The sequence below is a fragment of the Pseudomonas lini genome, assembly GCF_030812475.1.
Lineage (GTDB): Bacteria > Pseudomonadota > Gammaproteobacteria > Pseudomonadales > Pseudomonadaceae > Aquipseudomonas > Aquipseudomonas lini_A.
In genome coordinates this window covers 319,164-343,268 of sequence record NZ_JAUSSR010000001.1, presented here as the reverse complement: position 1 = coordinate 343,268, position 24,105 = coordinate 319,164, and the positions used below count along the sequence as shown (strand labels likewise).

The window sequence follows — 24,105 nt, the reverse complement described above, 5'->3', positions numbered from 1 at the left end:
TTCAGGCGTTCCCCCATGGACAGCAATAAAAACTGGCGTGAAGAGCTTTACGTCATGGTTTTCCAGAGCGACACCAAGGCTGGGCGGCGCTTCGACGGCATTCTGTTGTTGATCATCCTCGCCAGCCTGGTGATCGTGATGCTCGACAGCATCGACACGATCCATCAGAACTACGCCGACGTACTGGCCTATATCGAATGGGGCTTCACCCTCATCTTCGCCATCGAATATGGCCTTCGCCTGTATTGCTCGCCCAAGCCTTTGCGCTATGCGTTCAGCTTCTACGGGCTGGTGGATTTGCTGGCGATCGTGCCCGGGATCCTGGCGCTGTACTACAGCGATGCGCAGTACTTGCTGATTATCCGGATCATCCGGATGCTGCGAATTTTCCGCGTGCTCAAGCTCAGCCCGTATCTGAAGCAAGCCAACTACCTGATGTCGGCGTTGCGCGGCAGCAAGCAGAAGATCGTGGTGTTTCTGGTCAGCGTCTGCACGCTGGTCACGGTGTTCGGCACGTTGATGTATGTAATCGAAGGACCGGAACACGGCTTCACCAGCATTCCCAAAGGCATCTATTGGGCTATTGTGACGCTGACTACTGTAGGTTTCGGCGACATCGTGCCCAAGACACCGTTAGGTCAGGTAATTTCGTCTTTGGTGATGATTACCGGTTACTCGATCATCGCCGTGCCCACCGGGATTTTCACTGCCGAGCTGGCAAACGCGATGCGCGGTGAACAGCAGCAGACCGATTGTCCGGTGTGCAAGAAAAACAGCCACGAACAGGGTGCGGCATTCTGCTCCCGCTGTGGCAACGCATTGTTTAAGAAGCTGGAATAAGCAAAGCTCTTTTTAATCTTTAAAGGACTATGGGCATCCGGCTATAGTCGCTGGCAAAACGGTGGCAACACCTCTTTTTAATGACTGAAAAACAACCCCTGTAGGAGCTGGCTTGTCGAATCGTCGCACCGCAGCGAAGGTCTCAAGAGCGCCGCGTTCCGTCAGGCAAACAGCGTTATCGTTAAAGACCTTCGCTGCGGTGCGACGATTCGACAAGCCGGCTCCTACAAAAAAACAAGGAATGCGCAGTGAAAAAACTCTTTGGCGCCTCACTTCTGGCCGCAGGCCTGGCCCTGACCAGCGTGGCTCAGGCCGCACCCACCCTGCTGAACGTTTCCTACGACGTGATGCGCGATTTCTACAAGGACTACAACACGGCCTTCCAGAAACACTGGAAAGCCGAGCACAACGAAAACATCACCCTGCAGATGTCCTTCGGTGGCTCCAGCAAACAGGCGCGCTCCGTGATCGACGGCCTGCCAGCCGACGTCATCACCATGAACATGGCCACTGACATCAATGCGCTGGCGGACAACGGCAAACTGATCCCGGACAACTGGGTCACTCGCTTGCCGAACAACAGTGCGCCCTTCACCTCGGCCACCGTGTTCATCGTGCGCAAAGGCAACCCGAAAGCCCTGAAAGACTGGCCGGACCTGCTCAAGGATGGCGTGCAAGTGATTGTGCCGAACCCGAAAACCTCGGGTAACGGCCGCTATACCTATCTGTCGGCCTGGGGTTATGTGCTGAAAAACGGCGGTGACGAAACCAAGGCCAAGGATTTCGTCGGCAAGCTGTTCAAACAAGCGCCGGTGCTGGACACCGGTGGCCGTGCAGCCACCACCACCTTCATGACCAACCAGCTTGGCGACGTGCTGGTGACCTTTGAAAACGAAGCGGAAATGATCGCCCGCGAGTTTGGCCGCGATCAGTTCGAAGTCATCTACCCAAGCGTCTCCGCCGAAGCCGAGCCGCCGGTCTCCGTGGTCGACAAAGTGGTCGAGAAGAAAGGCACCCGCGCCGCCGCCGAGGAATACCTGAAGTACCTGTGGTCGCCGGAAGGTCAGGAGATTGCCGCGGCGAACTACTTGCGTCCGCGCGATCCGGCGGTGTTGGCGAAGTACACCGACCGCTTCCCGAAAGTGGACTTCCTCTCGGTCGAAAAGACCTTTGGTGACTGGCGTACCGTACAGAAGACCCACTTCAATGATGGCGGGATTTTTGATCAGATCTACAGCGGTCAGTAATCCCTGAGACCAACGAAAAGGCGGCCTTCACAGGTTAATGCCGATCAGTTAAGCGAATGTGCTTCACACTGTGGTAGCGAGCTTGCTCGCGATGGTCGTTAACGATGACGCGTGTTTGCTGGTTAAACGCAGCGCTCTCGAGTCCATCGCGAGCAAGCTCGCTCCCACAGTGTGAACCGCATTCGCTTAACTGATTGGCATTAACCTCTGCAGGCCGCCTTTTTTGTAGGAGCGGCACTTCGGCCACCACTCGACCGGGCATTCATTTCGCACAGGAATAATGACTATCACGCCAATCCCTCTTCCGCCGCTTTGGCCCGCCGCTTAGCCTGCGTGCCTTCACTTCAGTTCAGCGAGACCCGTTATGAGCCGTGCAACCCAGGTGTCCCACAGCACCGTGACAATGACCAGAGGGATGGTGCTGCTATTCGCCTTCTGCTGCGGCGCCATTGTGGCCAACCTCTATTACGCCCAGCCGATCATCGACCTGATCGCTCCGGATGTCGGTTTGACCAACTCCATGGCCAGTTTCATCGTTTCGCTGACCCAGATCGGTTACGCGTTGGGCATGTTATTCCTGGTGCCGCTGGGTGATCTGCTCGAGAACCGCCGGCTGATGATCATCACCAGTGTGGTGGCAATTGCCAGTCTGCTGGGCGCGGCGCTCACCGATCAGCCGAACGTGTTCTTGCTGATTTCGCTGCTGGTGGGTTTCAGTTCAGTGTCGGTGCAGATCCTGATTCCCCTGGCTGCGCACCTGGCACCGGAAGAGTCTCGCGGTCGTGTGGTCGGCGGGATCATGGGCGGCTTGCTGCTGGGGATTCTATTGGCGCGACCAGTGTCCAGCATAGTGGCTGACCATTTCGGCTGGCGGGCGATGTTTGTGATTGCAGCGGCACTGATGGCGGCAATCAGCGTCGTGTTGGCCGTGACCATTCCAAAGCGCCAGCCTGATCACAGCGCGACTTATGGCCAGTTGTTGGGTTCGCTCTGGACACTGTTGCGTAAAGAACCGGTACTGCGTCAACGCGCGTTTTACCAAGGCTGCATGTTCGCGACCTTCAGCCTGTTCTGGACTGCCGTGCCGCTTGAACTGGCGCGCAATCATGGCTTGTCGCAAACCCAGATCGCCGTTTTTGCCCTGGTTGGAGCCATTGGCGCCATAGCCGCGCCCATCGCCGGTCGCTTGGCCGATGCCGGCCACACCCGCATGGCGTCACTCCTGGCGCTGCTGTTCGCCAGCCTGAGCTTCCTGCCGGCCTTCATCCATCCGGTCTACAGCGTCATCGGCCTGGCGGTCACCGGTGTGGTGCTCGACTTCTGTGTGCAGATGAACATGGTCCTCGGCCAACGCGCGGTCTACGCCCTCGACGCCAAAAGCCGCAGCCGGTTGAATGCGTTGTACATGACCAGCATCTTCATCGGCGGCGCGTTTGGTTCGTCGGTGGCCAGTGCGGTGTATGAGCATGGCGGCTGGTTGTGGATCGTGATCGTCGGCAGTGCGTTCCCGTTGCTGGCGTTGTTGCGGTTTTTGAGCGTTTCAGAGAAGCGCTCGCTCGCTACCGCGTAAAGGTAAAAAAGCATCGTCGGATCGCCGCTTTGAGCAAGCCGGGCGGCGACCCGACGATGGCGACATGACTGACACCACTCAATGCCGAACCAGCTTCTCCATCGCCGCATCCGCCAGGAAGGAGGAGCGGCTTTTGACATTGTGCTCGCGCACATAGCGGTCAATACGCTGGATCACATAGCCAGGCAACGTCACATTGACTTTCTCGGTCCTGCCCATATACGGCGCGATGTCCAGCTCCAGCATGCCCCAGCCCATGTCGACAAATTCGGGATTGTTGCGATGCGCAGCCGCCGAACTCGGCATGGGAATCGATTCCCCGTCGGCCGCTATTTCCTGCAGCATGATGTGGGCTATTTCGATTGCAGCGTTGTAGGCATCTTCAAACGTATCCCCGGCGGTTACCGCGCCTGGAATATCGGGGATCTGAATACCGATGGCGGTGTTCTCGTCGCCCCACTCGATACAGATTGGATATTGCATTATGGATCTCCTGTGCAACCGGCTCGCGGGCAGATCAGCCCGGCGCGCCTCCTGATGCTTTTGATCGTCCCGATAGGTAAATCCTTTTTCGGATGAGGGACGGGAATCGTGTATGGGTTGTAGCGGTGAGTGAAAATGTGATGACTGCCAGTGACCCGATCCAGCGTCCAGCCCGCCTCTTCCAGCTCCTTGATCAATAACCTGCTCTGCACCCCAGCCTCCTTGCTTTGGCCTCAACAAAAGTAACCCTAGAGTTATCTTTACTCAAGCACAAAAACCGAGAGGACGACGGTTGGTTGTTTTACGGGGTGTGATTTGTCAGGCGCATTCGGATTGACCGTCGATGCAGGCTAGCAAACGATCGACCGTGTGTTCCAGCGGCCCCGAGTTGTCGATCACACGCACTGCCGGATCGTGCGCGGCGAGCACCCGCTCGCTGAAGCGGGCATTGCGCGCCAGCCGCGCCTCGATCTCGGCGACCGACTCCCGCCCCCGTGCCAGCAGGCGCTGGCGCAAAACGGCTTGATCGACGGTCAGCAACAGCACGAGCAGGTCAGGATAACGCCGGCGCGTAGCCGGCAGATGGCCGCGCGAGCCATTGACCAGTACGTCCTGACCTGCCGCCAGCCAGTCGTCGATTTCACGCGGGATGCCGTAGGCCAGGCCATTGGCATGCCAGCTCAGGGCAAACGCGCCCTGCGCCTCCATCTCGGCAAACCGTTGCGCACTCACGCCATGCGCCGCTTCCCCCACTGCTTCCGCCGAGCGGGTGATGACCCGCCGCACCATCCGACAGCCGCGATCGGCCAATGGCGCTCGTGCTGCATCCAACAGGCTGTCCTTGCCCGAACCGGAAGGTCCGATGAGATAGATCAACCTGCCCGCCATCAAAATACCCTCTTCGCCTGTCGCCAGACTTGTCGGACCACCGGCAGGCCGTCCTGGCTCCGTGTCTATTTGATCAAAAAGGCGACCCGAAGGTCGCCGTGTTTCGTGCTGACTATTTACTTCCCGAACTGCCGTCCCAACCCGCCCGGCACACCCTGGATAGTGGTGTCTTCCCACGGCCCGTTCGGGCTGATCGAACGACTCCAGCCGTTGTTCCAGCGGTAGTAGGTGCGCTGGCGGTAGAAGGTATTGGTCTGATCTTCGAGCACGTAGACCCCCAGCTTGGGATCCCAGTGGCTGTTGCCACCGGGCGGCGGGGCGAAACTGGCGGAGGTGCGGGGCAGCGGTTTGGCGGGCTTGGCCGGAATGCTCGGCTTGCTCGGCGTCGGGGCGGTGGACGGCGTCGGGCGGGGCTGCGAGGGCGGGATCGGCGGCTGTGGCGTCGGCGTCGGCTGAGGCCGCTGGACCGCGCAAGCGCTTAACCCCAGGACCATACTGAGCAGGGTGATACGAGCGATGGCGGTCATGGTTGCGTTTCCTGTCATTTATCCGGACTGTCGATGGTCAGTTGTTGCTGTGCGGTGGTACTGCTGGCCAAGGGCTGGCTGCGACCGATCCATTCGCCCGCCGTCGGCTGGCCGGCGCGGGAGATGCGCGCAACCAGTTGGACTTCAGGGAAGTTCGACAGTTTCAACTGCGGCATCATGGCATCGGCATCGCCCAGTTCGACGGTCGCCGGCAAGTCGGCCACGGTCAGGCGTTTGGCGGCCAGTGGCGCCGGTGGGCCGGATGTGGCCCGGGCAAAGATGAACACGCTGTCGCCCGGCTGGACCTTGGCCTTGAGCTCGGGTGAAAGATCCACACGGACCTTGAGCACCGCCGCGACCTTGGCAGCCGGCGCCTCGGCCAATTTGCCGCCGCCGGCGACGAGTTTTTCGCTGGCCCGAGCAATCCCGCCTTGCAGCGCGGCTCGGGAGTTGTCATCCGGCGGCAATTGCGTGAGCAGGCGATTCCAATAGTCGATGGCGTCCTGGTAACGCTCGCTTTCGAAGGCGGCGATACCGAGCAGGCCAAGGCTGGTGACTTCCTTCGGATCGGCCTTGAGCGCTTCGTCGGTCAGTGCCTGGATCTTGTCCGACCACTTCTTGCCATCGGCGAAGTATTGGGCCTGGGCCCATTGGCCGAGCAACTCCGGCTGACGACCGGCCACGTTAGCTGCACGTTCGAAGATCTTCGCTGCGTCAGCAGGACGATCCTGAGCCATGTAGGTGCGACCGAGGAAATACAGGCCTTCAGCCGAATCCGGCTGCGCCTCGACCGCGCGCTCCAGGCGACGGGTCATCTCTTCCATCGACTGTGGCGCCTGGGTGAATTCCCGGGTCAGCTCGACCTTGTCGCTGGCCCCGAAATGCAGGTACAGGCCAAGGCCCAGCACCGGCACCAGAATCGCCGCCAGCAATGGCAACGGTTTGCCCAGGCGCGACACTCGCGGTGCCTCGACGCCTTCAGTGTCCGCCAGCAGCTCACGAGCGGCTTCGGCACGACCAGTGTCCATTTGGCCGGCGTCGAGCACGCCCTCCTCCTGCTGGGTTTGCAGTTCGGCCACGCGCTCCTGATACAGCGCGACGTTGAGGGCGGTACGATCCTCTTCAAGCTGGGCGCGACGGCCACGCAGAACGGGGATCAACAGAAAACTCAGGGCAACCAGAAGCAGCAGACCTGCAGCGAGCCAGAAATCAATCATTCTTGGTTTTATCCAACAGGTGGTCGAGGCGCTCACGCTCCTCGGCAGAAAGCTCATCCTTGGTGGCAGCGCTTTGCACGCGCCGGCGTCGGACAATCACGGCGATGATCACGAAACCACCCAGCAGCAGGCCGGCGGGGCCGAACCAAAGCACCACTGTCTTGGCGTTCAGCGCGGGCTTGTAGCGCACGAAATCACCGTAGCGGTCGACCATGAAATCGATGATCTGCTGATTGTCCTTCCCCTCGCCAAGCATGCGGAAAATCTCTTTGCGCAGGTCGGCGGCAATCGGGGCGTTGGAATCGGCGATGTCCTGATTCTGGCACTTGGGGCAGCGCAGTTCTTTGGTCAACTCGCGAAAACGCTCGCGATCGCCTTCATTGGCGAACTCATAGGTATCGATGGCCGCATGCGCCACGCCGGCCATGCTCAAGCCCAACACCACAGCAGCTATCCAGCGCTTCATGGCTTGGCCTCATCCACCAGCGCCTGATACTTGGCTGCAAGTTTTTCACGCCAGACCTGTTCGTCGATCACCCCGACGAACTTGTCGCGGATGATGCCCTTGGCATCGATGAAGAAGGTTTCCGGGGCGCCATACACGCCGAGGTTCAGGCCCAATGTGCCTGCGTCGTCACGGATGTCCAATTGGTACGGGTTGTGGAATTCTTCCAGCCACTTCAAGGCATCCGCGTTGACATCCTTGTAGTTGATGCCGTAGATCACCACGCCCTTCTCGGCCAGCTTGTTCAGCACCGGGTGCTCGACCCGGCAGGAGATGCACCAGGTGCCCCAGACGTTGACCAGCGCCGGCTTGCCGAGGAGGTCGGCCCTGGTCAGGGTCTTGTCGCCCTGCACCGCGGGCAGGGAAAACTCCGGGAACGGCTTGTTGATCATCGCCGAGGGCAATTCCGCCGGGTTCAGGTACAGGCCGCGGTACAGGAACACGGCAACCACCAGGAAAATCGCCAGGGGCAACAGCATCAGCCAACGTCTCATGCCGTCGCTCCCGTCATGCCCAGTGCTTCACGCACGCGGCTTTTCACCTTGACCCGATAACGCCGATCCAGGGCCGCCAGCAACCCGCCGAAACCGGTGAGCAGGCCACCGAACCAGATCCAGCGCACGAACGGCTTGACGTGCACGCGCACGGCCCAGGCGCCATCCCCCAGCGGTTCGCCGAGGGCAACGTAGAGGTCCCGGGTGAAACCGGCATCGATCCCGGCTTCGGTCATCACCGAGTTCTGCACGGTGTACAGACGTTTTTCCGGATGCAGCACGCTGATTTCCTTGCCGTCACGGACCACTCGTACGGTGCCCTTGTCGGAGGTGAAGTTCGGGCCTTCGTAGTGTTTGGCGCCTTCGAACACGAATTGGTAGCCGCCCAGGTCCATGGATTCGCCCGGCGCCAGGCGCAGGTCGCGCTCGGCGCTGTTCTGGCTCGAGAGCACGACACCCAGGGCACACACGGCAATGCCGAGGTGCGCGACCTGCATGCCCCAGTAACTGCGGGTCAAGGTCGGCAGGCCTTTGATCAGGCCCTTGTGGCGAGTCTTGTCGAAGATGTCGCGAACGCCGGCCAGCAACACCCAGGCCGCGAGCATGAAGGTGGCGATCACCGCCCAGTTGAAATCACCGTAGGCGACGCCGGCCACCACAGCCAGCGCGGCGCTGCCGAGCAACACCGGGGTCAGCATGCCCATCAGCCATTTGACCGGGGTGTCTTTCCAGCGCACCAGCATGCCGACCGCCATCACCACCATCAACAACGCCATCAAGGGAATGAACAACGCGTTGAAGTACGGCGGGCCGACCGACAGCTTGGCGCCAGTCATCGCATCGAGGATCAACGGGTACAAGGTGCCGAGCAGAATCATCGAAGCCGCCACCACCAGCACCAGGTTGTTGCCCAGCAGCAGGGTTTCCCGGGACCAGAGGTTGAAGCCAACGTGACTCTTGACCACCGGTGCGCGCAGGGCGAACAGGGTCAGCGAACCGCCGACCACGAACAACAGGAAGATCAGGATGAACACACCACGCTCGGGGTCGGACGCAAAGGCGTGCACCGAGGTCAGCACACCGGAACGAACGAGGAAGGTGCCGAGCAGGCTCAACGAAAACGCGGCGATGGCCAACAGCACGGTCCAGCTCTTGAACACGCCACGCTTTTCCGTGACCGCCAACGAGTGAATCAGCGCCGTGCCGACCAGCCAGGGCATGAAGGAGGCGTTTTCCACCGGGTCCCAGAACCACCAGCCGCCCCAGCCGAGCTCGTAATAGGCCCACCAGGAGCCCAGCGTGATGCCGATACCGAGGAAAGCCCAGGCGACGATGGTCCACGGACGGGACCAGCGCGCCCACGCCGCATCGAGACGCCCGCCGAGCAACGCGGCGATGGCAAAGGCGAAGGCCACGGAGAAACCGACATAACCCATGTACAGCATGGGCGGGTGAACGATCAGGCCGATGTCTTGCAGCAAGGGGTTGAGGTCACGACCGTCCGTTGGAATCTGCGGCAGGATTCGCTCGAAGGGGTTCGACGTCAGGATCAGGAACAGCAGGAAACCGATGCTGATCATGCCCATGATCGACAATACTCGGGCAAGCATCACTTGCGGCAACTGCCGCGAGAATACCGACACGGCGAAGGTCCAGGCGCCGAGGATCAACGCCCACAGTAGCAACGAACCTTCGTGGGCGCCCCATACCGCACTGAATTTGTAGTACCACGGCAAGGCGCTGTTGGAGTTGCTGGCGACATAGGCCACGGAGAAATCGTCGGCCATGAAGGCGTACGTCAGGCAACCGAAGGCAAACAGCAGGAACGCGAACTGCCCCCAGGCGGCCGGCTGGGCCAGGCTCATCCACAAGCGGTCACCCCGCCAGGCACCCAGCAACGGCACCACGGCCTGGACCAGCGCGAAGCACAGCGCCAGGATCATCGCCAGGTGGCCCAGCTCAGGAATAAAAATGCCGGAAGTCATGGTTCAACCCTCCTTCGCGGGCGTTGGAGCCGATTGGCCGCTGTCTTTCAAAGCCTTGGTCACTTCAGGCGGCATGTATTTTTCATCGTGCTTGGCCAGCACTTCGTCGGCCACCACTACGCCATCGGCATTGAGCTTGCCCAGGGCGACGATGCCCTGCCCTTCGCGAAACAGATCCGGAAGGATGCCGCGGTAGCTGATGGTCACGGATTCCTTGAAGTCGGTGACAATGAATTTCACGTCCAGGGAATCGCCGGAACGTTGCAGCGAACCTTTCTCGACCATGCCGCCGGCGCGGATGCGCGTATCTTGCGGGGCTTCGCCGTTGGCGATCTGGGTCGGGGTGTAGAACAGATTGATGTTCTGTTGCAGGGCGCTCAGGGCCAGGCCGACCGCAGCGCCGACGCCGACCAGGATCGCGAGAATGATGATAAGACGCTTTTTACGCAGGGGATTCACTTGCCGTTCTCCCGGCGCAGACGACGCGCCTCTTGTTGCAGATACCGCTTGCGGGCCAGGACCGGCGCCGCCACGTTGAGAACCAGTACCGCCAGGCAAATGCCATAGGCCGACCAGACATACAGGCCGTGATGGCCCATGGCAAGGAAATCGCCGAATGAAGCAAAACTCATCGCGCGACCTCCAGGCTGTTTTGCACTTCGGCCTTGACCCAGCTCGCGCGAGCTTCGCGCTTGAGCACTTCAAGGCGCATGCGCAGCAACAGCACGGCGCCGAAGAAACAGTAGAAACCCAACACCGTCAGCAGCAATGGCAACCACATTTCCACCGGCATCGCCGGCTTTTCGGTGAGGGTGAAGGTGGCGCCCTGGTGCAGGGTGTTCCACCACTCCACCGAGTATTTGATGATCGGGATATTGATCACGCCGACAATCGCCAGCACCGCGCAGGCCTTGGCCGCGCTGTCACGATTGCTGATCGCGTTGCCCAGCGCAATGAGACCGAAGTACAGGAACAGCAGGATCAGCATGGACGTTAGTCGGGCATCCCAGACCCACCACGAGCCCCAGGTCGGTTTGCCCCAGATCGCGCCGGTGACCAGCGCCACGGCGGTCATCCAGGCACCGATGGGCGCCGCGCATTGCAGGGCGACGTCGGCCAGTTTCATCTTCCACACCAGCCCGACGATGCCGCACACGGCCAGCATCACGTAGATGGACTGCGCGAGCATGGCGGCCGGAACGTGGATGTAGATGATGCGAAAGCTGTTGCCTTGCTGGTAGTCCGGCGGTGCGAAGGCCAGCCCCCATACTACGCCAACGCCGATCAGCAGCAACGCCGCGACACTGAGCCACGGCAGCAGTTTGCCGCTGATGCCGTAGAACCATTTGGGTGAGCCGAGCTTATGAAACCAGGTCCAGTTCATTACTGTTTCCATCACGGTTGCTCCTGGCTTCAAGCGCCGGGAGTCTGCCTTTCTTCCAGGGAAGTGGTCAAAATTTGACCAGGCCTCATTATTATTCGCCGACGCTGATCTTCAGGCCAGCAGCTATTGCAAAAGGTGTCAGGGTTATCGCCAGGGCGGTCAGGCTGCCAAGCCACAGGAGATAACCGGTCGCCGGCATGCCTTGCAAGGCCGCCTGCAAGGCGCCACTGCCCAGGATCAACACCGGGATATACAACGGCAGGATCAGCAACGCCAGCAGCAGGCCGCCTCGCTTCAATCCCACCGTCAGCGCCGCGCCCACCGCACCGAGCAGGCTCAGCACCGGTGTACCCAGCAATAACGAAAGCAGCAACACCGGCAGACAGGCGGCAGGCAGACCGAGCATCAACGCCAGCAGTGGTGCCAGCAAAACCAGTGCCAGGCCGGAGAAGGCCCAGTGTGCCAGTACCTTGGCCAATACCAGAAGAGGCAGGGGGTGCGACGAAAGGACCCACTGTTCCAGGGAACCGTCCTCGAAATCACTGCGGAAGAGCCCGTCCAGCGAGAGCAAGACAGATAAAAGGGCCGCTACCCAGACCAGTCCAGGAGACAAGGTTTGCAACAATTGAGACTCGGGTCCGACCGCCAGCGGGAACAGCGAAACGACGATCGCGAAGAATACCAGCGGATTGGCCAATTCCGCGGGACGGCGGAACAGCAGACGGGCCTCGCGGGCGACCAACAGGCCGAAGACACTCATACGGCCCAGTTCCCCAAGTCGATGTCGCGATAACCCGCCGGCATCCGGCTCAGGGTGTGGTGCGTAGTCAGCACGACCATGCCACCGCGCTCGCAGTGTGCGGCCAGGTGTTCTTCGAGCTGCGCCACGCCTTGTTTATCGAGCGCGGTAAAGGGCTCATCGAGGATCCACAATGCCGGACTGTCCAGGTACAACCGCGCCAATGCCACGCGGCGCTGCTGGCCGGCGGACAGGGTATGGCAGGGAACATCCTCGAAACCGCGCAGACCGACAGCGGCCAACGCTTGCCAGATCGCCTCGTGGGAGGCCGGGTGATGCAAGGCGCAGAGCCAGCTCAGGTTTTCTTCCGGGGTCAGCAGGTCCTTGATCCCGGCGGCATGGCCGATCCACAGCAGGTTGTGCGCCAGTTCACTGCGTTGCTCGTTCAGCGGCTGGCCGTTGAGCAGCACTTGACCGGCGGTCGGCTGCATCAGGCCGCACAGCAGACGCAGCAGACTGGTCTTGCCGCTGCCGTTAGGGCCACTGATTTGCACCATTTCGCCACTGGCCAGTCTCAATTCGAGATTTTCGAAGAGCAGCCGAAGGTCTCGCTCACAGGCAAGGGCAACGGTTTGCAGGACAGGACTGGTCAAGAGATCACGGGCCTTTACGGTTCAAGTCGGCAGCGGTTCGGCCGCTAAAGTGATGCAGGATAAATGCTTTGGCAGCTCGGTCTAAGGCGCCAGATCAAGTATTTGCAAATGAATTCAGCGCCCCGGATACAACGGGGCCGCATTATACATGCCATGCCCTACTCTCAAGAGGGCAATTTCCTCAGGTTGTGACCGCATATGACAGGCGATATGAACATCCCCCCGCTACCGCCAACCGTGCCTGCGACGCCGCATGCGCAAGCGGTCAGTGGTGAGTTGCTCAAGTTGCTGACGCCGATGGAGGGCCTGATCAGCACCGGTCAGAGCGCCAAGGCCGAAGTGTTGTCGCTCAAGCAGGCGCAACAGACGTTTCAACTGCTGCTGAAGGTTACCCTCGACAGCGGCCGCCAGACCACGGTCCAGGCCACCAGCAGCCAGCCGCTGCTCCAGGGCACGCACCTTGCGATTACTCAGCCATCGGCAGCCAATCTGGCGATCACCGTGCAACAGGCCGTCGCGTCCAGCGTCGCCACCCTCACCCGCATCGACACCGCGCAACTGCCGGCCGGCACCCTGGTGCAAGGCAAGGTATTGACCTCTCAAGTCATGCCCCAAGTGTCGGGTCAGCCAACGGTCTTTCGCTCGATGGTGAGCCTGCTCAATACGGCGTTGAGTGGCAGTACATTGAGCATCGACAGCCCGCAGCCACTGCCCGTCGGCACCTTGTTGAGCGCACGGGTGCAGGACGCCCAGACCCTGACGTTCGTGCCCTTGAGCAGCCGTCAGGAACAACTGGCGGTGACTCAACAACTGGTCAGTCAGCAGAGTCGCCAGGGTTCGATCGACGGGTTGTTGAAAATGCTGCAAAACCTGCCCGCGGACCAGGCATCCAGCGAAGTGCGCGCTGCCGTGGACAAGTTGCTCGCCGGCCTGCCGGATGTGCATCAACTCAGTACACCCAAGGGCCTGGCCCAGGCACTGGCCGGCAGCGGACTGTTCCTCGAAGCGAAACTCCTCGGCGGGCAGAACCCGACGTTGGCGCCGGACATGAAGGGCGACTTGCTCAAGCTGATCGCACAATTGACCCCGGGATTGCCGGCCAACACCAACTTGAATGCGATCGTTGCCGCCAATACCCTGGCCCAAGCCATGCCGGGTTTCGTGCGCAGCGCCCTGGGCATGCTGGTGCAGGTCAGCGCCAAACCGTCGCCGACCACCTTCCCCCTGCCCGAACGCCTGTTGCAAAGCGCAGAAGGCGAGGACGATCTCGAACACCTGCTGCGCCTGGCGGCTGCAGCGGTGGCGCGCTTGCAAAGCCATCAACTGTCGAGCCTGGAGCAGACCGGCATGACCAGTGACGGGCGCCTGATGAGCACCTGGCAGCTGGAAATACCAATGCGCAATATGCAGGACATCGTGCCACTGCAAGTCAAGTTCCAGCGCGAAGACGCTCCCGAACAGCAGCAGCCAAAAGAACGCCACGAAGAACGCCCGCCCAGGCAACAGCTCTGGCGCGTCGAACTGGCGTTCGACATGGAGCCGCTCGGGCCGCTACAGGTACAAGCGCAGTTGATCAGTGGCAGCCTTTCCAGTCAGCTATGGGCCGAGCGGCCCTATACCGCCAGCCTGATCGAAAGCAATCTGGCGGCACTGCGTCAACGCCTGCTGGATTCGGGCCTGAACGTCGGCGACATCGATTGCCACCTCGGCACACCGCCGCAAGGCGCCCAAACCCGTCTCGAACAACGCTGGGTCGACGAAACCGCATGAAAATCCCTGACACCCCGCGCCAGGCCATCGCTCTCAAATACGATGGCAGCCATGCCCCTACCCTCACGGCGAAAGCTGACGATGCGCTGGCCGAAGCCATTTTGAAGATTGCCCGGGATTATGAAGTACCGATTTACGAGAACGCCGAACTGGTGAAGCTGCTGGCGCGGATGGAGTTGGGGGAAAGTATTCCGGAAGAGTTGTACCGTACGATTGCCGAGATTATTGCGTTTGCGTGGAATCTGAAGGGGAAATTTCCCGCGGGGCACGATCCGGATGGGCCGATGGTCGAGAAGGACATTACCGATCGCGGGGATGATTACTGAGATTTCAATTAACGCCATCCTGTAGGAGCGAGCCTGCTCGCGAAAAACCAACGGGCGCCGCGGTTTGCCAGCTATAACGCGTTATCGTTGACGATTTTCGCGGGCAAGCCCGCTCCCACAGGGGAACGCGGAAAACCGTCGGGCGCTGGGGGGTATCAGGTTTAACGCGTTATCGTTGACGGTTTTCGCGAGCAGGCTCGCTCCCACAGGGGGTTGTGGACGGTCCTGTCAGCTTTTGTGCAACTTGCTCATCAGCTCCGCCTCGGCCTGGGTCAGGCCGCAGGACTGAGTCAGTTCGTTGACGCTTGCGCCCATGCCTACCAGGCGAGCCGCCTGGGCGAACGACAGGCTCGACGGGTCGCGTTGTTCCAGCTGCGCCAGTTTGTCCGGCAACGGCCCGACCACCGCGCGCAATTCCTGCAGGTCCTGCCCCATGCGCACGTTGCTGTTCTGGTAGTCGTCGACGCGCTTGGCCAGGTCCTTGAGGCGCTGGTCGCGCAGCGCATCATCCCCGGCCTGTTGCGCGGCGACCAGCTTTTGCGCGCGCACGTAGGCCAGGAACATTGCCAGCGTGCCTGCCCACAAGAGGAACAGGACAATGACCGCCACCTCAAGCATCAATCAGATGTTCTCCAGGTCCGACCATTCTTCTTCGCTCATCATCTTGTCCAGTTCGACCAGGATCAGCAATTCGTTGTTCTTGTTGCACACGCCCTGGATGAACTTGGCGGACTCGTCGTTACCGACGTTCGGCGCGGTTTCGATTTCCGACTGGCGCAGATAAACCACTTCGGCCACGCTGTCGACCATGATCCCGACCACTTGCTTGTCGGCTTCGATGATGACGATACGGGTGTTGTCGCTGATTTCGGCGTTCATCAGGCCGAAGCGCTGACGGGTGTCGATCACGGTGACCACGTTGCCACGCAGGTTGATAATGCCCAGCACGTAGCTCGGGGCACCGGGGACCGGGGCGATTTCGGTGTAGCGCAGGACTTCCTGGACGCGCATCACGTTGATGCCGTAGGTTTCATTGTCCAGCTTGAAGGTTACCCATTGCAGGATCGGATCTTCGGAACCCTTTGCAGACGACGCCTTCTCATTCATACCCTGACCCCTAGATAAACCGCCCTGGCGGTGTGTGTTCTGTGCGACGACATGCAGTGCCGCCTTCTGTTTTGTCATGTAGCTACTATGTCGGTTGACGCGCCGGCTTGTTGTCGTCCATGTGTTTTGCCCCACCGCTGGCGATCAACTCGGCCAGTTCGGTAACGTCGAGCAACGCACACATGTGTTCGATCACCGTGCCCGCCAGCCATGGCCGTTGACCGCGGTGACTGCGCCATTTGATTTCGTTCGGGTCCAGGCGCAACGAGCGGCTGACCTGATGCACCGCCAGCCCCCACTCGTAGCCCTGCACCGAAATGACGTATTGCAGGCCCTGGCGGAAATCGTCGCGGTAACGATCGGGCATGACCCAGCGCGCGGTATCGAGCACCTTCAGGTTGCCGGCCTGGCTTGGCAGGATTCCGAGGAACCAGTCGGGCTGACCGAACAGGGGCGTCAGTTCGTGACCGGACAACGAATAGATCGAACCCAGGCACACCAGCGGTACCGCCAGGGTCAACCCGGCGACGTCGAACAACAGGCATTCGAATGGCTCGGCGGCCCATGAAGGACGACCGTTTGTTTCAATCGTTGGCGGCGTGGTGCCGGGAGCTTGATGGACTTCGACTACCGGCGGTACCAGGGTTTGCAGTGGTGGTGCGATGGCCGATTCGGGTACCGGAACCGGTGCCGGCGCTTCGTCGATCACTCCCGATGCTTGCGTGACCGGAGCAACCACAGGCGCGGCAGCCACAGCGGATTTCCGTGCATCGAGTGCCTGCTCTTCAAGCACCGCCGCCTGGAATTCATCCAGTGCGTCTTCAACCTCCGGCAGCGCCTCCATTTCCAGCGGCAGCTCTTCGGTCACCTCCATCAGCAAGCTGTCCAGATAGGACTGCAGCGCCAGTTGCGGACGTGAAGTGGTCTTTACCGGCCTGTTCACTGACGCCCACCCATTGCAGGAGCGAGCCTGCTCGCGAAAAACCTGAGAGCGCCGCGGAGTGTCAGGTTTCCAGCGTCATCGTTGACGACCATCGCGAGCAAGCTTGCTCCTACAGCGAAAAACCTGAGAGCGCCGCGGAGTGTCAGGTTTCCAGCGTTATCGTTGACGACCATCGCGAGCAAGCTTGCTCCTACAGCGAAAAACCTGAGAGCGCCGCGGGGTGCCAGGTTTCCAGCGATATCGTTGACGACGGGGATCGGGTTCATCTCAGGCCACCTGCGGGACGAGTTGTGCCGCCAGCAGGTGCTTGAGCAGGGCGCGGTACGCGAGGACGCCACGGCTCTTGGTGTCGAACTGCGAAGGCGTCATGCCCGCACGACTGGCGTCCCGCAAGCGGGTGTCGACCGGGATGTGGCCCTGCCAGATTTCCTCCGGGTACATGTCGCGCAACAACCGCATTGTCCCGATGGAGGCCTGGGTACGGCGATCGTACAAGGTCGGCACGATGCTGAACGGCAGCGCCTGTTTGCGCGAGCGGTTGATCATCGTCAGGGTGCTGACCATGCGCTCCAGGCCTTTGACCGCCAGGTGCTCGGTCTGCACCGGGATCACCAGCTGCTGGCTCGCCGCCAAGGCATTGACCATCAGCACGCCGAGCAACGGCGGACTGTCGATCAGCGCGTAATCGAAGTCCTGCCACAACTGCGCCAGGCTCTTGGCAATCACCAGGCCCAGGCCGCTCTGGCCCGGCGACTGGCGCTCGAGGGTCGCCAGCGCGGTGCTCGACGGCAACAGCGAAATGTGTTCATGACTGGTGGACAACAACAACTGACCGGGCAACCCCTCGGGCACGCTGCCCTTGTGCAGGAACAGGTCGTAGACGCTGTGTTCCAGGCGATCGGGGTCATAACCGAAGTAACTGGTCATGGAGCCGTGGGGGTCGAGATCGACCACGACCACGCGCTTGCCCGCCTCGGCCAGTAACCCGGCTAAAGCGATGGAGGAAGTGGTTTTACCTACACCACCTTTTTGATTGGCGACTGCCCAGACTCTCATTTGGATTGTTCCTCCCGGTCGACAGGTACGACCGAGAATTAGCTCAGCGTATTAATGCGGGTGACGGAGAATTGACGGCACTCTCTCGTCCCGGCGACTTGATCGGGGTCGGTGCAGTTTGTGTGCCAGCACGCTTCAAGGCGGCATCCGGTTTGGCATTGGTGGTTCCGGTGCCGGTCAGGCTGCGACGGATATCGAGATTTCGCGACACCACCAGCACCACGCGCCGGTTACGCGCCCGGCCCTCGGCGGTCGCGTTGTTGGCCACCGGCTGGAACTCACCGTAACCCACCGACGCCAGACGACCGGGGTTCACCCCCTGCATCGCCAGCATGCGCACGATGCTGGCCGACCGGGCCGAGGACAGCTCCCAGTTGGTCGGGTATTGCGCAGTGCGGATCGGTCGATCGTCGGTGAAACCTTCAACGTGAATCGGGTTGTCGAACGGCTTCAGGATCGCGGCGACCTTGTCGATGATGTTGAACGCGATGTCGCTGGGCATGGCGTCGCCGCTGCCGAACAACAGGCTGGAATTGAGCTCGATCTCGACCCACAACTCATTGCCGCGCACGGTCATCTGGTTGGAACTGATCAGGTCGCCGAATGCCGCGCTGATGTCATCGGCGATGCTTTTCAGCGGATCGTTGGCGGCCTGGGCGATGCCCGCGTCGATTTGCTCGCTGTCCTTTACCAGTGGCTTGGCCGGGGTCACGGTCCTCGGTCGTTCGTCGCCGACGGGAATCGGCTGCAGTGCGCGGTCGGCATTGGCAAAGACCCCGATCAAGGCTTCGGAAATCACCTTGTACTTGCCTTCGTTGACCGAAGAGATCGAGTACATCACCACGAAAAAAGCGAACAGCAAGGTGATGAAGTCCGCGTAGGACACCAGCCAGCGTTCACGATTGACGGGTTCTTCAGGTTGCCGGCGACGAGCCATCGTCCATGACCTCCTCAATCCATGAAACCGTGAAGCTTCATCTCGATGGAACGAGGGTTTTCACCTTCGGCGATCGACAGGATCCCTTCGAGCAGCATTTCGCGATAACGCGACTGGCGCAGGGCGACGGACTTGAGCTTGGCGGCAATCGGCAGCAGCACCAGGTTGGCACTGGCCACGCCGTAGATGGTGGCGACGAAGGCCACGGCAATGCCGCTGCCCAGTTGTGACGGATCGGCCAGGTTGCCCATGACATGGATCAGGCCCATCACCGCACCGATGATGCCGATGGTCGGCGCGTAGCCGCCCATGCTTTCGAAAACTTTGGCGGCCTCGATATCGCGGCTTTCCTGGGTGTAGAAATCCACCTCCAGAATGCTGCGAATGGACTCCGGCTCGGCGCCGTCCACCAGCAGTTGCAGGCCTTTGCGCGAGTAATTGTCGGGTTCGGCATCGGCCACCCCTTCCAGGCCAAGCAAACCTTCCTTGCGCGCGGTCAGGCTCCAGCCCACCACGCGATCGATACCGCCGGCCAGATCCACCCGCGGCGGGAACAAAATCCAGACCAGGATCTGCAAGGCGCGCTTGAAGGCGCTCATCGGCGACTGCAGCAGCGCCGCCCCGACGGTGCCGCCGATGACAATCAGTGCTGCCGGGCCGTTGACCAGTGCGCCGAGGTGACCGCCTTCAAGGTAGTTGCCGCCGATGATCGCGACAAATGCCATGATGATCCCGATCAGGCTCAGTACATCCATCAGACACACGCCTCGACCAGATGCCTGCCAATCTCGTCCAGGCCATACACCGCGTCGGCCAGTTCGGCTTTGACGATGGCCATCGGCATGCCGTAGATCACGCAGCTGGCTTCATCCTGGGCCCAGATCGAACTACCGCTCTGCTTGAGCAGGCGCGCGCCTTCTCGTCCGTCGGCGCCCATGCCGGTCAACACCACCGCCAGAACTTTGTCGCCGTAGGACTTGGCCGCCGAACCGAAGGTGATGTCCACGCACGGCCGGTAGTTCAGTCGCTCGTCACCCGGGAGGATTTTCACCGCGCCACGGCCGTCGACCATCATCTGCTTGCCACCCGGCGCCAGCAGCGCGAGGCCCGGACGCAGGATGTCGCCATCCTCGGCTTCCTTGACGCGGATGCGGCAGAGCTTGTCCAGGCGCTCGGCGAACGCCTTGGTGAACGCCGCCGGCATGTGCTGGATCAACACGATCGGTGCAGGGAAATTGGCTGGCAACTGGGTCAGCACCCGCTGCAGGGCAACCGGGCCGCCGGTGGACGTGCCGATGGCGACCAGTTTGTAAGCTTTGCGCTTGGGTGCTGGCGACGACGAGACCGGGGCGTGCGTACGCGCCGGAATGGGTGCCGGGGCCGGACGCGCCGGCGCGCTACTACCGTAACTGGTGACGCTCGAAGGCGCAGACGTCGGGGCTGGGGCTGGCGCGGCGACCGGCGCCGGAGCGCTGTAGGCGCTGACACGACGGTTACTGCGCGAGATGCTCAGGATCTTCTCGCACAGCAGTTGCTTGACCTTCTCCGGGTTGCGCGAAATGTCTTCGAAATTCTTCGGCAGGAAATCCACTGCGCCAGCATCCAGCGCGTCGAGGGTGACCCGGGCGCCTTCATGGGTCAGCGAGGAGAACATCAACACCGGGGTCGGGCAGCGTTGCATGATATGCCGCACGGCGGTGATGCCATCCATCATCGGCATCTCGTAGTCCATGGTGATCACGTCCGGCTTGAGGGCCAACGCCTGATCGATCGCCTCTTTGCCGTTGGTCGCCGTGCCGACGACCTGGATATTCGGATCGGCTGAAAGAATTTCCGAGACGCGGCGGCGGAAAAACCCCGAATCGTCCACCACCAGGACCTTGACTGCCATAAACACTCCATATGGACGGAGCAAGGCTCAGTCGCCCCGCCCCGCCAGAATCAAATACGCCGCGTGGCGTAACGCTTGAGCATGCTCGGAACATCGAGAATCAACGCGATGCGGCCGTCACCGGTGATGGTGGCGCCCGACATGCCCGGGGTCCCCTGGAGCATTTTGCCCAATGGCTTGATGACCACTTCTTCCTGGCCCACCAGTTGGTCGACGACGAAGCCGATCCGCTGGGTGCCCACCGTCAGGATCACCACATGGCCTTCACGCTGCTCTTCGTGAGCGGCGGAGCGCACCAGCCAGCGCTTGAGGTAGAACAGTGGCAGCGCCTTGTCGCGCACGATCACCACCTCCTGGCCGTCCACCACGTTGGTGCGCGACAGGTCGAGGTGGAAGATCTCGTTGACGTTCACCAGCGGGAAGGCGAACGCCTGGTTGGCGAGCATGACCATCAGCGTCGGCATGATCGCCAGGGTCAGCGGCACCTTGATGACGATCTTCGAGCCCTGGCCTTTGGCCGAGTAGATGTTGATCGAACCGTTAAGCTGGGAAATCTTGGTTTTCACCACGTCCATGCCCACGCCACGACCCGACACGTCGGAGATCTCGGTCTTGGTCGAGAACCCCGGGGCGAAGATCAGGTTGTAGCACTCGGTGTCGCTCAGGCGCTCGGCCGCGTCCTTGTCCATCACCCCGCGTTTTACCGCGATGGCACGCAGGACGTTCGGGTCCATGCCTTTGCCGTCATCGGAAATCGACAGCAGGATGTGATCGCCTTCCTGTTCGGCCGCCAGAATCACTTTGCCGCCGCGGGGCTTGCCCGACGCTTCACGTTCTTCCGGCGATTCGATGCCGTGGTCGACGGCGTTGCGCACCAGGTGGACCAGCGGATCGGCCAGGGCCTCGACCAGGTTCTTGTCGAGGTCGGTTTCTTCGCCGACCAGCTCCAGGTTGATCTCTTTCTTGAGCTGGCGCGCCAGGTCGCGAACCAGGCGCGGGAAACGTCCGAAGACTTTCTTGATCGGTTGCATCCGTGTCTTCATGACCGCGGTCTGCAGGTCGGCCGTGACCACGTCGAGGTTCGACACGGCCTTGGACATTGCCTCATCGGCGCTGTTGGCACCCAGGCGGACCAGACGGTTACGCACCAGTACCAACTCACCGACCATGTTCATGATTTCGTCGAGCCGCGCGGTGTCGACCCGCACGGTGGTCTCGGCTTCGCTGGCCGGCTTCTCAGGCGCAGGCGCCGCAGGTGCACGCGCAGGCGCCGGGGCGGCCTTCGCTGCTTCGGCGGTTGGCTCGGGGGCTTTGGGCTCGAGGGCTTTGGCGACCGGTTGCGGCCCTGCCGCCTTGGCGACCGGCGTGGCCACCGACGCACTGGCGCCGGTCGCGGTGCCGACTTCAGAAAACTTGCCTTTGCCGTGAAGCTCGTCGAGCAGCGCTTCGAACTCGTGATCGGAGATCAGATCGCTGCCCACCGCTGCGGCCTCCGGCGCGGCCGGGACCGGAGCCGACGCGATCGCCGACTCCAGCGCTTCGACCGCGAAGTTGCCCTTGCCATGCAACTGGTCGAGCAGTGCTTCGAATTCTTCGTCGGTGATGTCGGAGCTGTCCCCTGCCGCTTTCGGTGCGGCGGGCGCTGCTGGTGCGGTTGGTGCAGCCACGGCGTCGACGGCGAACCGGCCTTTACCATGCAACTGATCGAGCAATGCCTCGAACTCGGCATCGGTGATTTCGTCGCTGACCGGCCCATTGTGGCTGACCGGTGCTGGTGCCGGAGCGGCAGGCGCCGCCTCGGCCTGCGCCTTGACCGCGTTCAACGAGTCCAGCAGTTGTTCGAATTCGTTGTCGGTGATGTCATCCGCCACGCTTTCAGCCACAGGCGCCACGGCGACAACCGGTGCCCCTTCGTCGGCCGATTGCGGCTCGGCCAGGCGCGCCAGGGCCGCCAGCAACTCAGGCGTGGCCGCCGTGACCGGGCTGCGTTCGCGGACCTCGGTGAACATGCCGTTCACTGCATCCAGCGCTTCAAGAACCACGTCCATCAGTTCCGAATCGACGCGACGTTCACCCTTGCGCAGGATGTCGAACACGTTCTCGGCGATGTGACAGCACTCCACCAGCTCGTTGAGCTGGAGGAAGCCGGCGCCTCCTTTTACAGTGTGAAAACCGCGAAAAATTGCATTGAGCAAGTCCGCATCATCCGGTCGGCTTTCAAGCTCGACCAGCTGTTCGGACAGTTGCTCTAGAATCTCGCCGGCCTCAACCAGGAAATCCTGAAGGATCTCTTCATCGGCGCCGAAGCTCATTAAATGGGTGCTCCTAACAGGTCTTAAAATCCAAGGCTGGAAAGCAAATCGTCCACATCGTCCTGACCGGACACAACGTCTTCTCTTTTATCGGCATGAATCTGCGGACCTTCACCCTGCGAGAGCTGTTTTTGCGGATCTTTTTCCGCCCGCATCGCTTCACGGTCATGTTCGATGCCCGCAAAGCGGTCCACCTGACTGGCCATCAGCACGAGCTTGAGCAGGTTGCTTTCAACTTCGGTGACCAATTGGGTCACACGCTTGATCACTTGCCCGGTGAGGTCCTGATAGTCCTGGGCGAGCAGGATATCGTTGAGATTGCTCGACACGATGCGGTTGTCGACGCTGCTGCGTGTCAGGAAACCATCGACCCGCCGGGCCAGTTCGCGGAACTCTTCAGCCCCGACTTCGCGACGCATGAAGCGTCCCCAGTCCGTACTCAGCGCCTGGGCCTCATTGCTCAGGCTGTTGACCAACGGCGTGGCGTTCTCCACCAGGTCCATGGTGCGGTTGGCCGCGGCTTCGGTCAGCCGGACCACATAGCCCAGGCGCTCCGTGGCGTCCGTGATCTGGGAGACTTCCTCGGCTTGCGGCATGTGCGGGTCAATCTGGAAATTGACGATCGCGCTATGCAACTCGCGGGTGAGCTTGCCTACTTCCCGATACAGGCCGCGGTCACGGGTCTGGTTGAGCTCATGGATCAGTTGTACCGCGTCGCCGAACTTGCCTTTTTCAAGGCTTTGAACCAGTTCGACCGCGTGTTTTTTCAGGGTCGACTCGAAATCGCCCTGTGAAGATTCTTTATGCTCCATAGCTTCCCCGTGGCGCCGTTGCTCAACCAATGCGTTCGAAAATCTTTTCGATTTTGTCTTTCAGCGCCTGGGCCGTGAAGGGTTTGACCACATAGCCGTTTACCCCGGCCTGGGCCGCTTCGATGATCTGCTCGCGCTTGGCTTCTGCGGTCACCATCAGCACCGGCAGGTGCTTGAGCTTTTCATCGGCGCGCACGTGGCGCAGCAGATCGATGCCGGTCATGCCTGGCATGTTCCAGTCGGTGACCAGAAAGTCGATGCTGCCGCTGTTGAGCACCGGAATGGCGGTAGTGCCATCATCCGCCTCGACCGTGTTGGTGAACCCAAGGTCACGCAACAGGTTTTTTATGATCCGCCGCATCGTTGAGAAGTCATCAACGATGAGGATTTTCATGTTCTTGTCCAAGTCGACCTCCAAG

At 61.1% G+C, this 24,105-nt stretch carries 29 protein-coding genes; 5 read left to right on the top strand and 24 right to left on the bottom strand.

Annotated features, from left to right (window positions below; all coding sequences use genetic code 11):
* Positions 1 to 15: 15 nt before the first annotated feature.
* From J2W17_RS01705 to J2W17_RS01695, 3 genes are all read left to right on the top strand, one after another.
* Positions 16 to 840: an ion transporter gene (locus J2W17_RS01705; protein WP_307328216.1), complete on the top strand. Its 825-nt coding sequence runs from the start codon at positions 16 to 18 to the stop codon at positions 838 to 840.
* Between the two features lie 248 nt (positions 841 to 1,088).
* A complete protein-coding gene (locus J2W17_RS01700) occupies positions 1,089 to 2,087 on the top strand; it encodes a sulfate ABC transporter substrate-binding protein (RefSeq protein WP_307328213.1) in 999 nt (332 codons plus the stop codon).
* 364 nt (positions 2,088 to 2,451) lie between these two features.
* On the top strand, positions 2,452 to 3,657 hold the full coding sequence (locus tag J2W17_RS01695; RefSeq protein ID WP_307328211.1) for an MFS transporter: 1,206 nt from the start codon (positions 2,452 to 2,454) through the stop codon (positions 3,655 to 3,657).
* Positions 3,658 to 3,735: 78 nt separating this feature from the next.
* Here J2W17_RS01695 and J2W17_RS01690 read toward each other — a convergent pair whose 3' ends face one another.
* From J2W17_RS01690 to ccmA, 13 genes are all read right to left on the bottom strand, one after another.
* Positions 3,736 to 4,140 (bottom strand): type II toxin-antitoxin system HicB family antitoxin, encoded by a 405-nt coding sequence (locus J2W17_RS01690; RefSeq protein ID WP_307328208.1) that lies wholly within the window; start codon positions 4,138 to 4,140, stop codon positions 3,736 to 3,738.
* Complete coding sequence (locus tag J2W17_RS01685; protein ID WP_307328205.1) at positions 4,140 to 4,352, bottom strand: type II toxin-antitoxin system HicA family toxin; 213 nt, start codon at positions 4,350 to 4,352, stop codon at positions 4,140 to 4,142. The genes J2W17_RS01690 and J2W17_RS01685 overlap by 1 nt, the downstream gene beginning before the upstream one ends.
* A gap of 106 nt (positions 4,353 to 4,458) precedes the next feature.
* Entirely contained in the window at positions 4,459 to 5,028 is a 570-nt protein-coding gene (gene phnN / locus J2W17_RS01680; protein WP_307328203.1) for a phosphonate metabolism protein/1,5-bisphosphokinase (PRPP-forming) PhnN, read from the bottom strand.
* A gap of 116 nt (positions 5,029 to 5,144) precedes the next feature.
* The gene (locus J2W17_RS01675) at positions 5,145 to 5,555 is read right to left on the bottom strand and encodes a hypothetical protein (RefSeq protein WP_307328200.1); all 411 of its coding nucleotides are present in this window, start codon (positions 5,553 to 5,555) and stop codon (positions 5,145 to 5,147) included.
* Positions 5,556 to 5,569: 14 nt separating this feature from the next.
* Positions 5,570 to 6,772, bottom strand: a complete 1,203-nt coding sequence (gene ccmI, locus J2W17_RS01670) for a c-type cytochrome biogenesis protein CcmI (RefSeq protein WP_307328196.1) — start codon at positions 6,770 to 6,772, stop codon at positions 5,570 to 5,572.
* Positions 6,765 to 7,238, bottom strand: a complete 474-nt coding sequence (locus J2W17_RS01665) for a cytochrome c-type biogenesis protein (protein ID WP_307328193.1) — start codon at positions 7,236 to 7,238, stop codon at positions 6,765 to 6,767. Before J2W17_RS01665 ends, ccmI begins: the two co-directional genes overlap by 8 nt.
* A complete protein-coding gene (locus J2W17_RS01660; protein ID WP_307328189.1) occupies positions 7,235 to 7,771 on the bottom strand; it encodes a DsbE family thiol:disulfide interchange protein in 537 nt (178 codons plus the stop codon). Before J2W17_RS01660 ends, J2W17_RS01665 begins: the two co-directional genes overlap by 4 nt.
* Complete coding sequence (locus tag J2W17_RS01655) at positions 7,768 to 9,756, bottom strand: heme lyase CcmF/NrfE family subunit (RefSeq protein WP_307328186.1); 1,989 nt, start codon at positions 9,754 to 9,756, stop codon at positions 7,768 to 7,770. Before J2W17_RS01655 ends, J2W17_RS01660 begins: the two co-directional genes overlap by 4 nt.
* Before the next feature lie 3 nt (positions 9,757 to 9,759).
* Positions 9,760 to 10,215: a cytochrome c maturation protein CcmE gene (ccmE, locus tag J2W17_RS01650; protein ID WP_307328183.1), complete on the bottom strand. Its 456-nt coding sequence runs from the start codon at positions 10,213 to 10,215 to the stop codon at positions 9,760 to 9,762.
* A complete protein-coding gene (ccmD, locus tag J2W17_RS01645; protein ID WP_064679077.1) occupies positions 10,212 to 10,388 on the bottom strand; it encodes a heme exporter protein CcmD in 177 nt (58 codons plus the stop codon). The genes ccmE and ccmD overlap by 4 nt, the downstream gene beginning before the upstream one ends.
* Complete coding sequence (locus J2W17_RS01640) at positions 10,385 to 11,140, bottom strand: heme ABC transporter permease (protein WP_064679078.1); 756 nt, start codon at positions 11,138 to 11,140, stop codon at positions 10,385 to 10,387. Before J2W17_RS01640 ends, ccmD begins: the two co-directional genes overlap by 4 nt.
* A 91-nt stretch (positions 11,141 to 11,231) precedes the next feature.
* Complete coding sequence (gene ccmB / locus J2W17_RS01635; RefSeq protein WP_093225052.1) at positions 11,232 to 11,900, bottom strand: heme exporter protein CcmB; 669 nt, start codon at positions 11,898 to 11,900, stop codon at positions 11,232 to 11,234.
* Complete coding sequence (ccmA, locus tag J2W17_RS01630; RefSeq protein WP_307328171.1) at positions 11,897 to 12,532, bottom strand: cytochrome c biogenesis heme-transporting ATPase CcmA; 636 nt, start codon at positions 12,530 to 12,532, stop codon at positions 11,897 to 11,899. Before ccmA ends, ccmB begins: the two co-directional genes overlap by 4 nt.
* A 198-nt stretch (positions 12,533 to 12,730) precedes the next feature.
* Here ccmA and fliK point away from each other — a divergent pair, with 198 nt between their 5' ends.
* The gene (gene fliK, locus J2W17_RS01625; protein WP_307328168.1) at positions 12,731 to 14,302 is read left to right on the top strand and encodes a flagellar hook-length control protein FliK; all 1,572 of its coding nucleotides are present in this window, start codon (positions 12,731 to 12,733) and stop codon (positions 14,300 to 14,302) included.
* Positions 14,299 to 14,628 carry an EscU/YscU/HrcU family type III secretion system export apparatus switch protein gene (locus tag J2W17_RS01620; RefSeq protein ID WP_307328165.1) on the top strand — a complete coding sequence of 110 codons (330 nt, stop codon included), beginning with the start codon at positions 14,299 to 14,301 and terminating at the stop codon, positions 14,626 to 14,628. Before fliK ends, J2W17_RS01620 begins: the two co-directional genes overlap by 4 nt.
* A gap of 228 nt (positions 14,629 to 14,856) precedes the next feature.
* On the opposite strand, the gene J2W17_RS01615 is transcribed toward J2W17_RS01620, so the two are convergent.
* The 11 genes from J2W17_RS01615 to J2W17_RS01565 all read right to left on the bottom strand — a co-directional run bounded on the left by J2W17_RS01615 (position 14,857) and on the right by J2W17_RS01565 (position 24,080).
* Positions 14,857 to 15,249, bottom strand: a complete 393-nt coding sequence (locus J2W17_RS01615) for a DUF2802 domain-containing protein (protein ID WP_307328162.1) — start codon at positions 15,247 to 15,249, stop codon at positions 14,857 to 14,859.
* Positions 15,250 to 15,735: a chemotaxis protein CheW gene (locus J2W17_RS01610; RefSeq protein WP_307328159.1), complete on the bottom strand. Its 486-nt coding sequence runs from the start codon at positions 15,733 to 15,735 to the stop codon at positions 15,250 to 15,252. It lies immediately after the preceding gene.
* A gap of 85 nt (positions 15,736 to 15,820) precedes the next feature.
* Complete coding sequence (locus J2W17_RS01605) at positions 15,821 to 16,678, bottom strand: CheW domain-containing protein (protein WP_307328156.1); 858 nt, start codon at positions 16,676 to 16,678, stop codon at positions 15,821 to 15,823.
* Positions 16,675 to 16,944: a hypothetical protein gene (locus tag J2W17_RS01600; protein WP_307329483.1), complete on the bottom strand. Its 270-nt coding sequence runs from the start codon at positions 16,942 to 16,944 to the stop codon at positions 16,675 to 16,677. Before J2W17_RS01600 ends, J2W17_RS01605 begins: the two co-directional genes overlap by 4 nt.
* A 1-nt stretch (position 16,945) precedes the next feature.
* The gene (locus tag J2W17_RS01595) at positions 16,946 to 17,734 is read right to left on the bottom strand and encodes a ParA family protein (RefSeq protein WP_307328153.1); all 789 of its coding nucleotides are present in this window, start codon (positions 17,732 to 17,734) and stop codon (positions 16,946 to 16,948) included.
* 43 nt (positions 17,735 to 17,777) lie between these two features.
* Positions 17,778 to 18,671 carry a flagellar motor protein MotD gene (motD, locus tag J2W17_RS01590; RefSeq protein WP_307328151.1) on the bottom strand — a complete coding sequence of 298 codons (894 nt, stop codon included), beginning with the start codon at positions 18,669 to 18,671 and terminating at the stop codon, positions 17,778 to 17,780.
* 14 nt (positions 18,672 to 18,685) lie between these two features.
* On the bottom strand, positions 18,686 to 19,426 hold the full coding sequence (locus J2W17_RS01585) for a flagellar motor protein (RefSeq protein WP_307328148.1): 741 nt from the start codon (positions 19,424 to 19,426) through the stop codon (positions 18,686 to 18,688).
* On the bottom strand, positions 19,426 to 20,562 hold the full coding sequence (locus J2W17_RS01580; protein WP_307328145.1) for a protein-glutamate methylesterase/protein-glutamine glutaminase: 1,137 nt from the start codon (positions 20,560 to 20,562) through the stop codon (positions 19,426 to 19,428). Before J2W17_RS01580 ends, J2W17_RS01585 begins: the two co-directional genes overlap by 1 nt.
* 50 nt (positions 20,563 to 20,612) lie before the next feature.
* Positions 20,613 to 22,874: a chemotaxis protein CheA gene (locus J2W17_RS01575; protein ID WP_307328142.1), complete on the bottom strand. Its 2,262-nt coding sequence runs from the start codon at positions 22,872 to 22,874 to the stop codon at positions 20,613 to 20,615.
* 23 nt (positions 22,875 to 22,897) lie between these two features.
* Entirely contained in the window at positions 22,898 to 23,686 is a 789-nt protein-coding gene (locus tag J2W17_RS01570) for a protein phosphatase CheZ (RefSeq protein ID WP_307328139.1), read from the bottom strand.
* Positions 23,687 to 23,708: 22 nt separating this feature from the next.
* The gene (locus J2W17_RS01565; protein WP_024012118.1) at positions 23,709 to 24,080 is read right to left on the bottom strand and encodes a chemotaxis response regulator CheY; all 372 of its coding nucleotides are present in this window, start codon (positions 24,078 to 24,080) and stop codon (positions 23,709 to 23,711) included.
* Between the last annotated feature and the right edge of the window lie 25 nt (positions 24,081 to 24,105).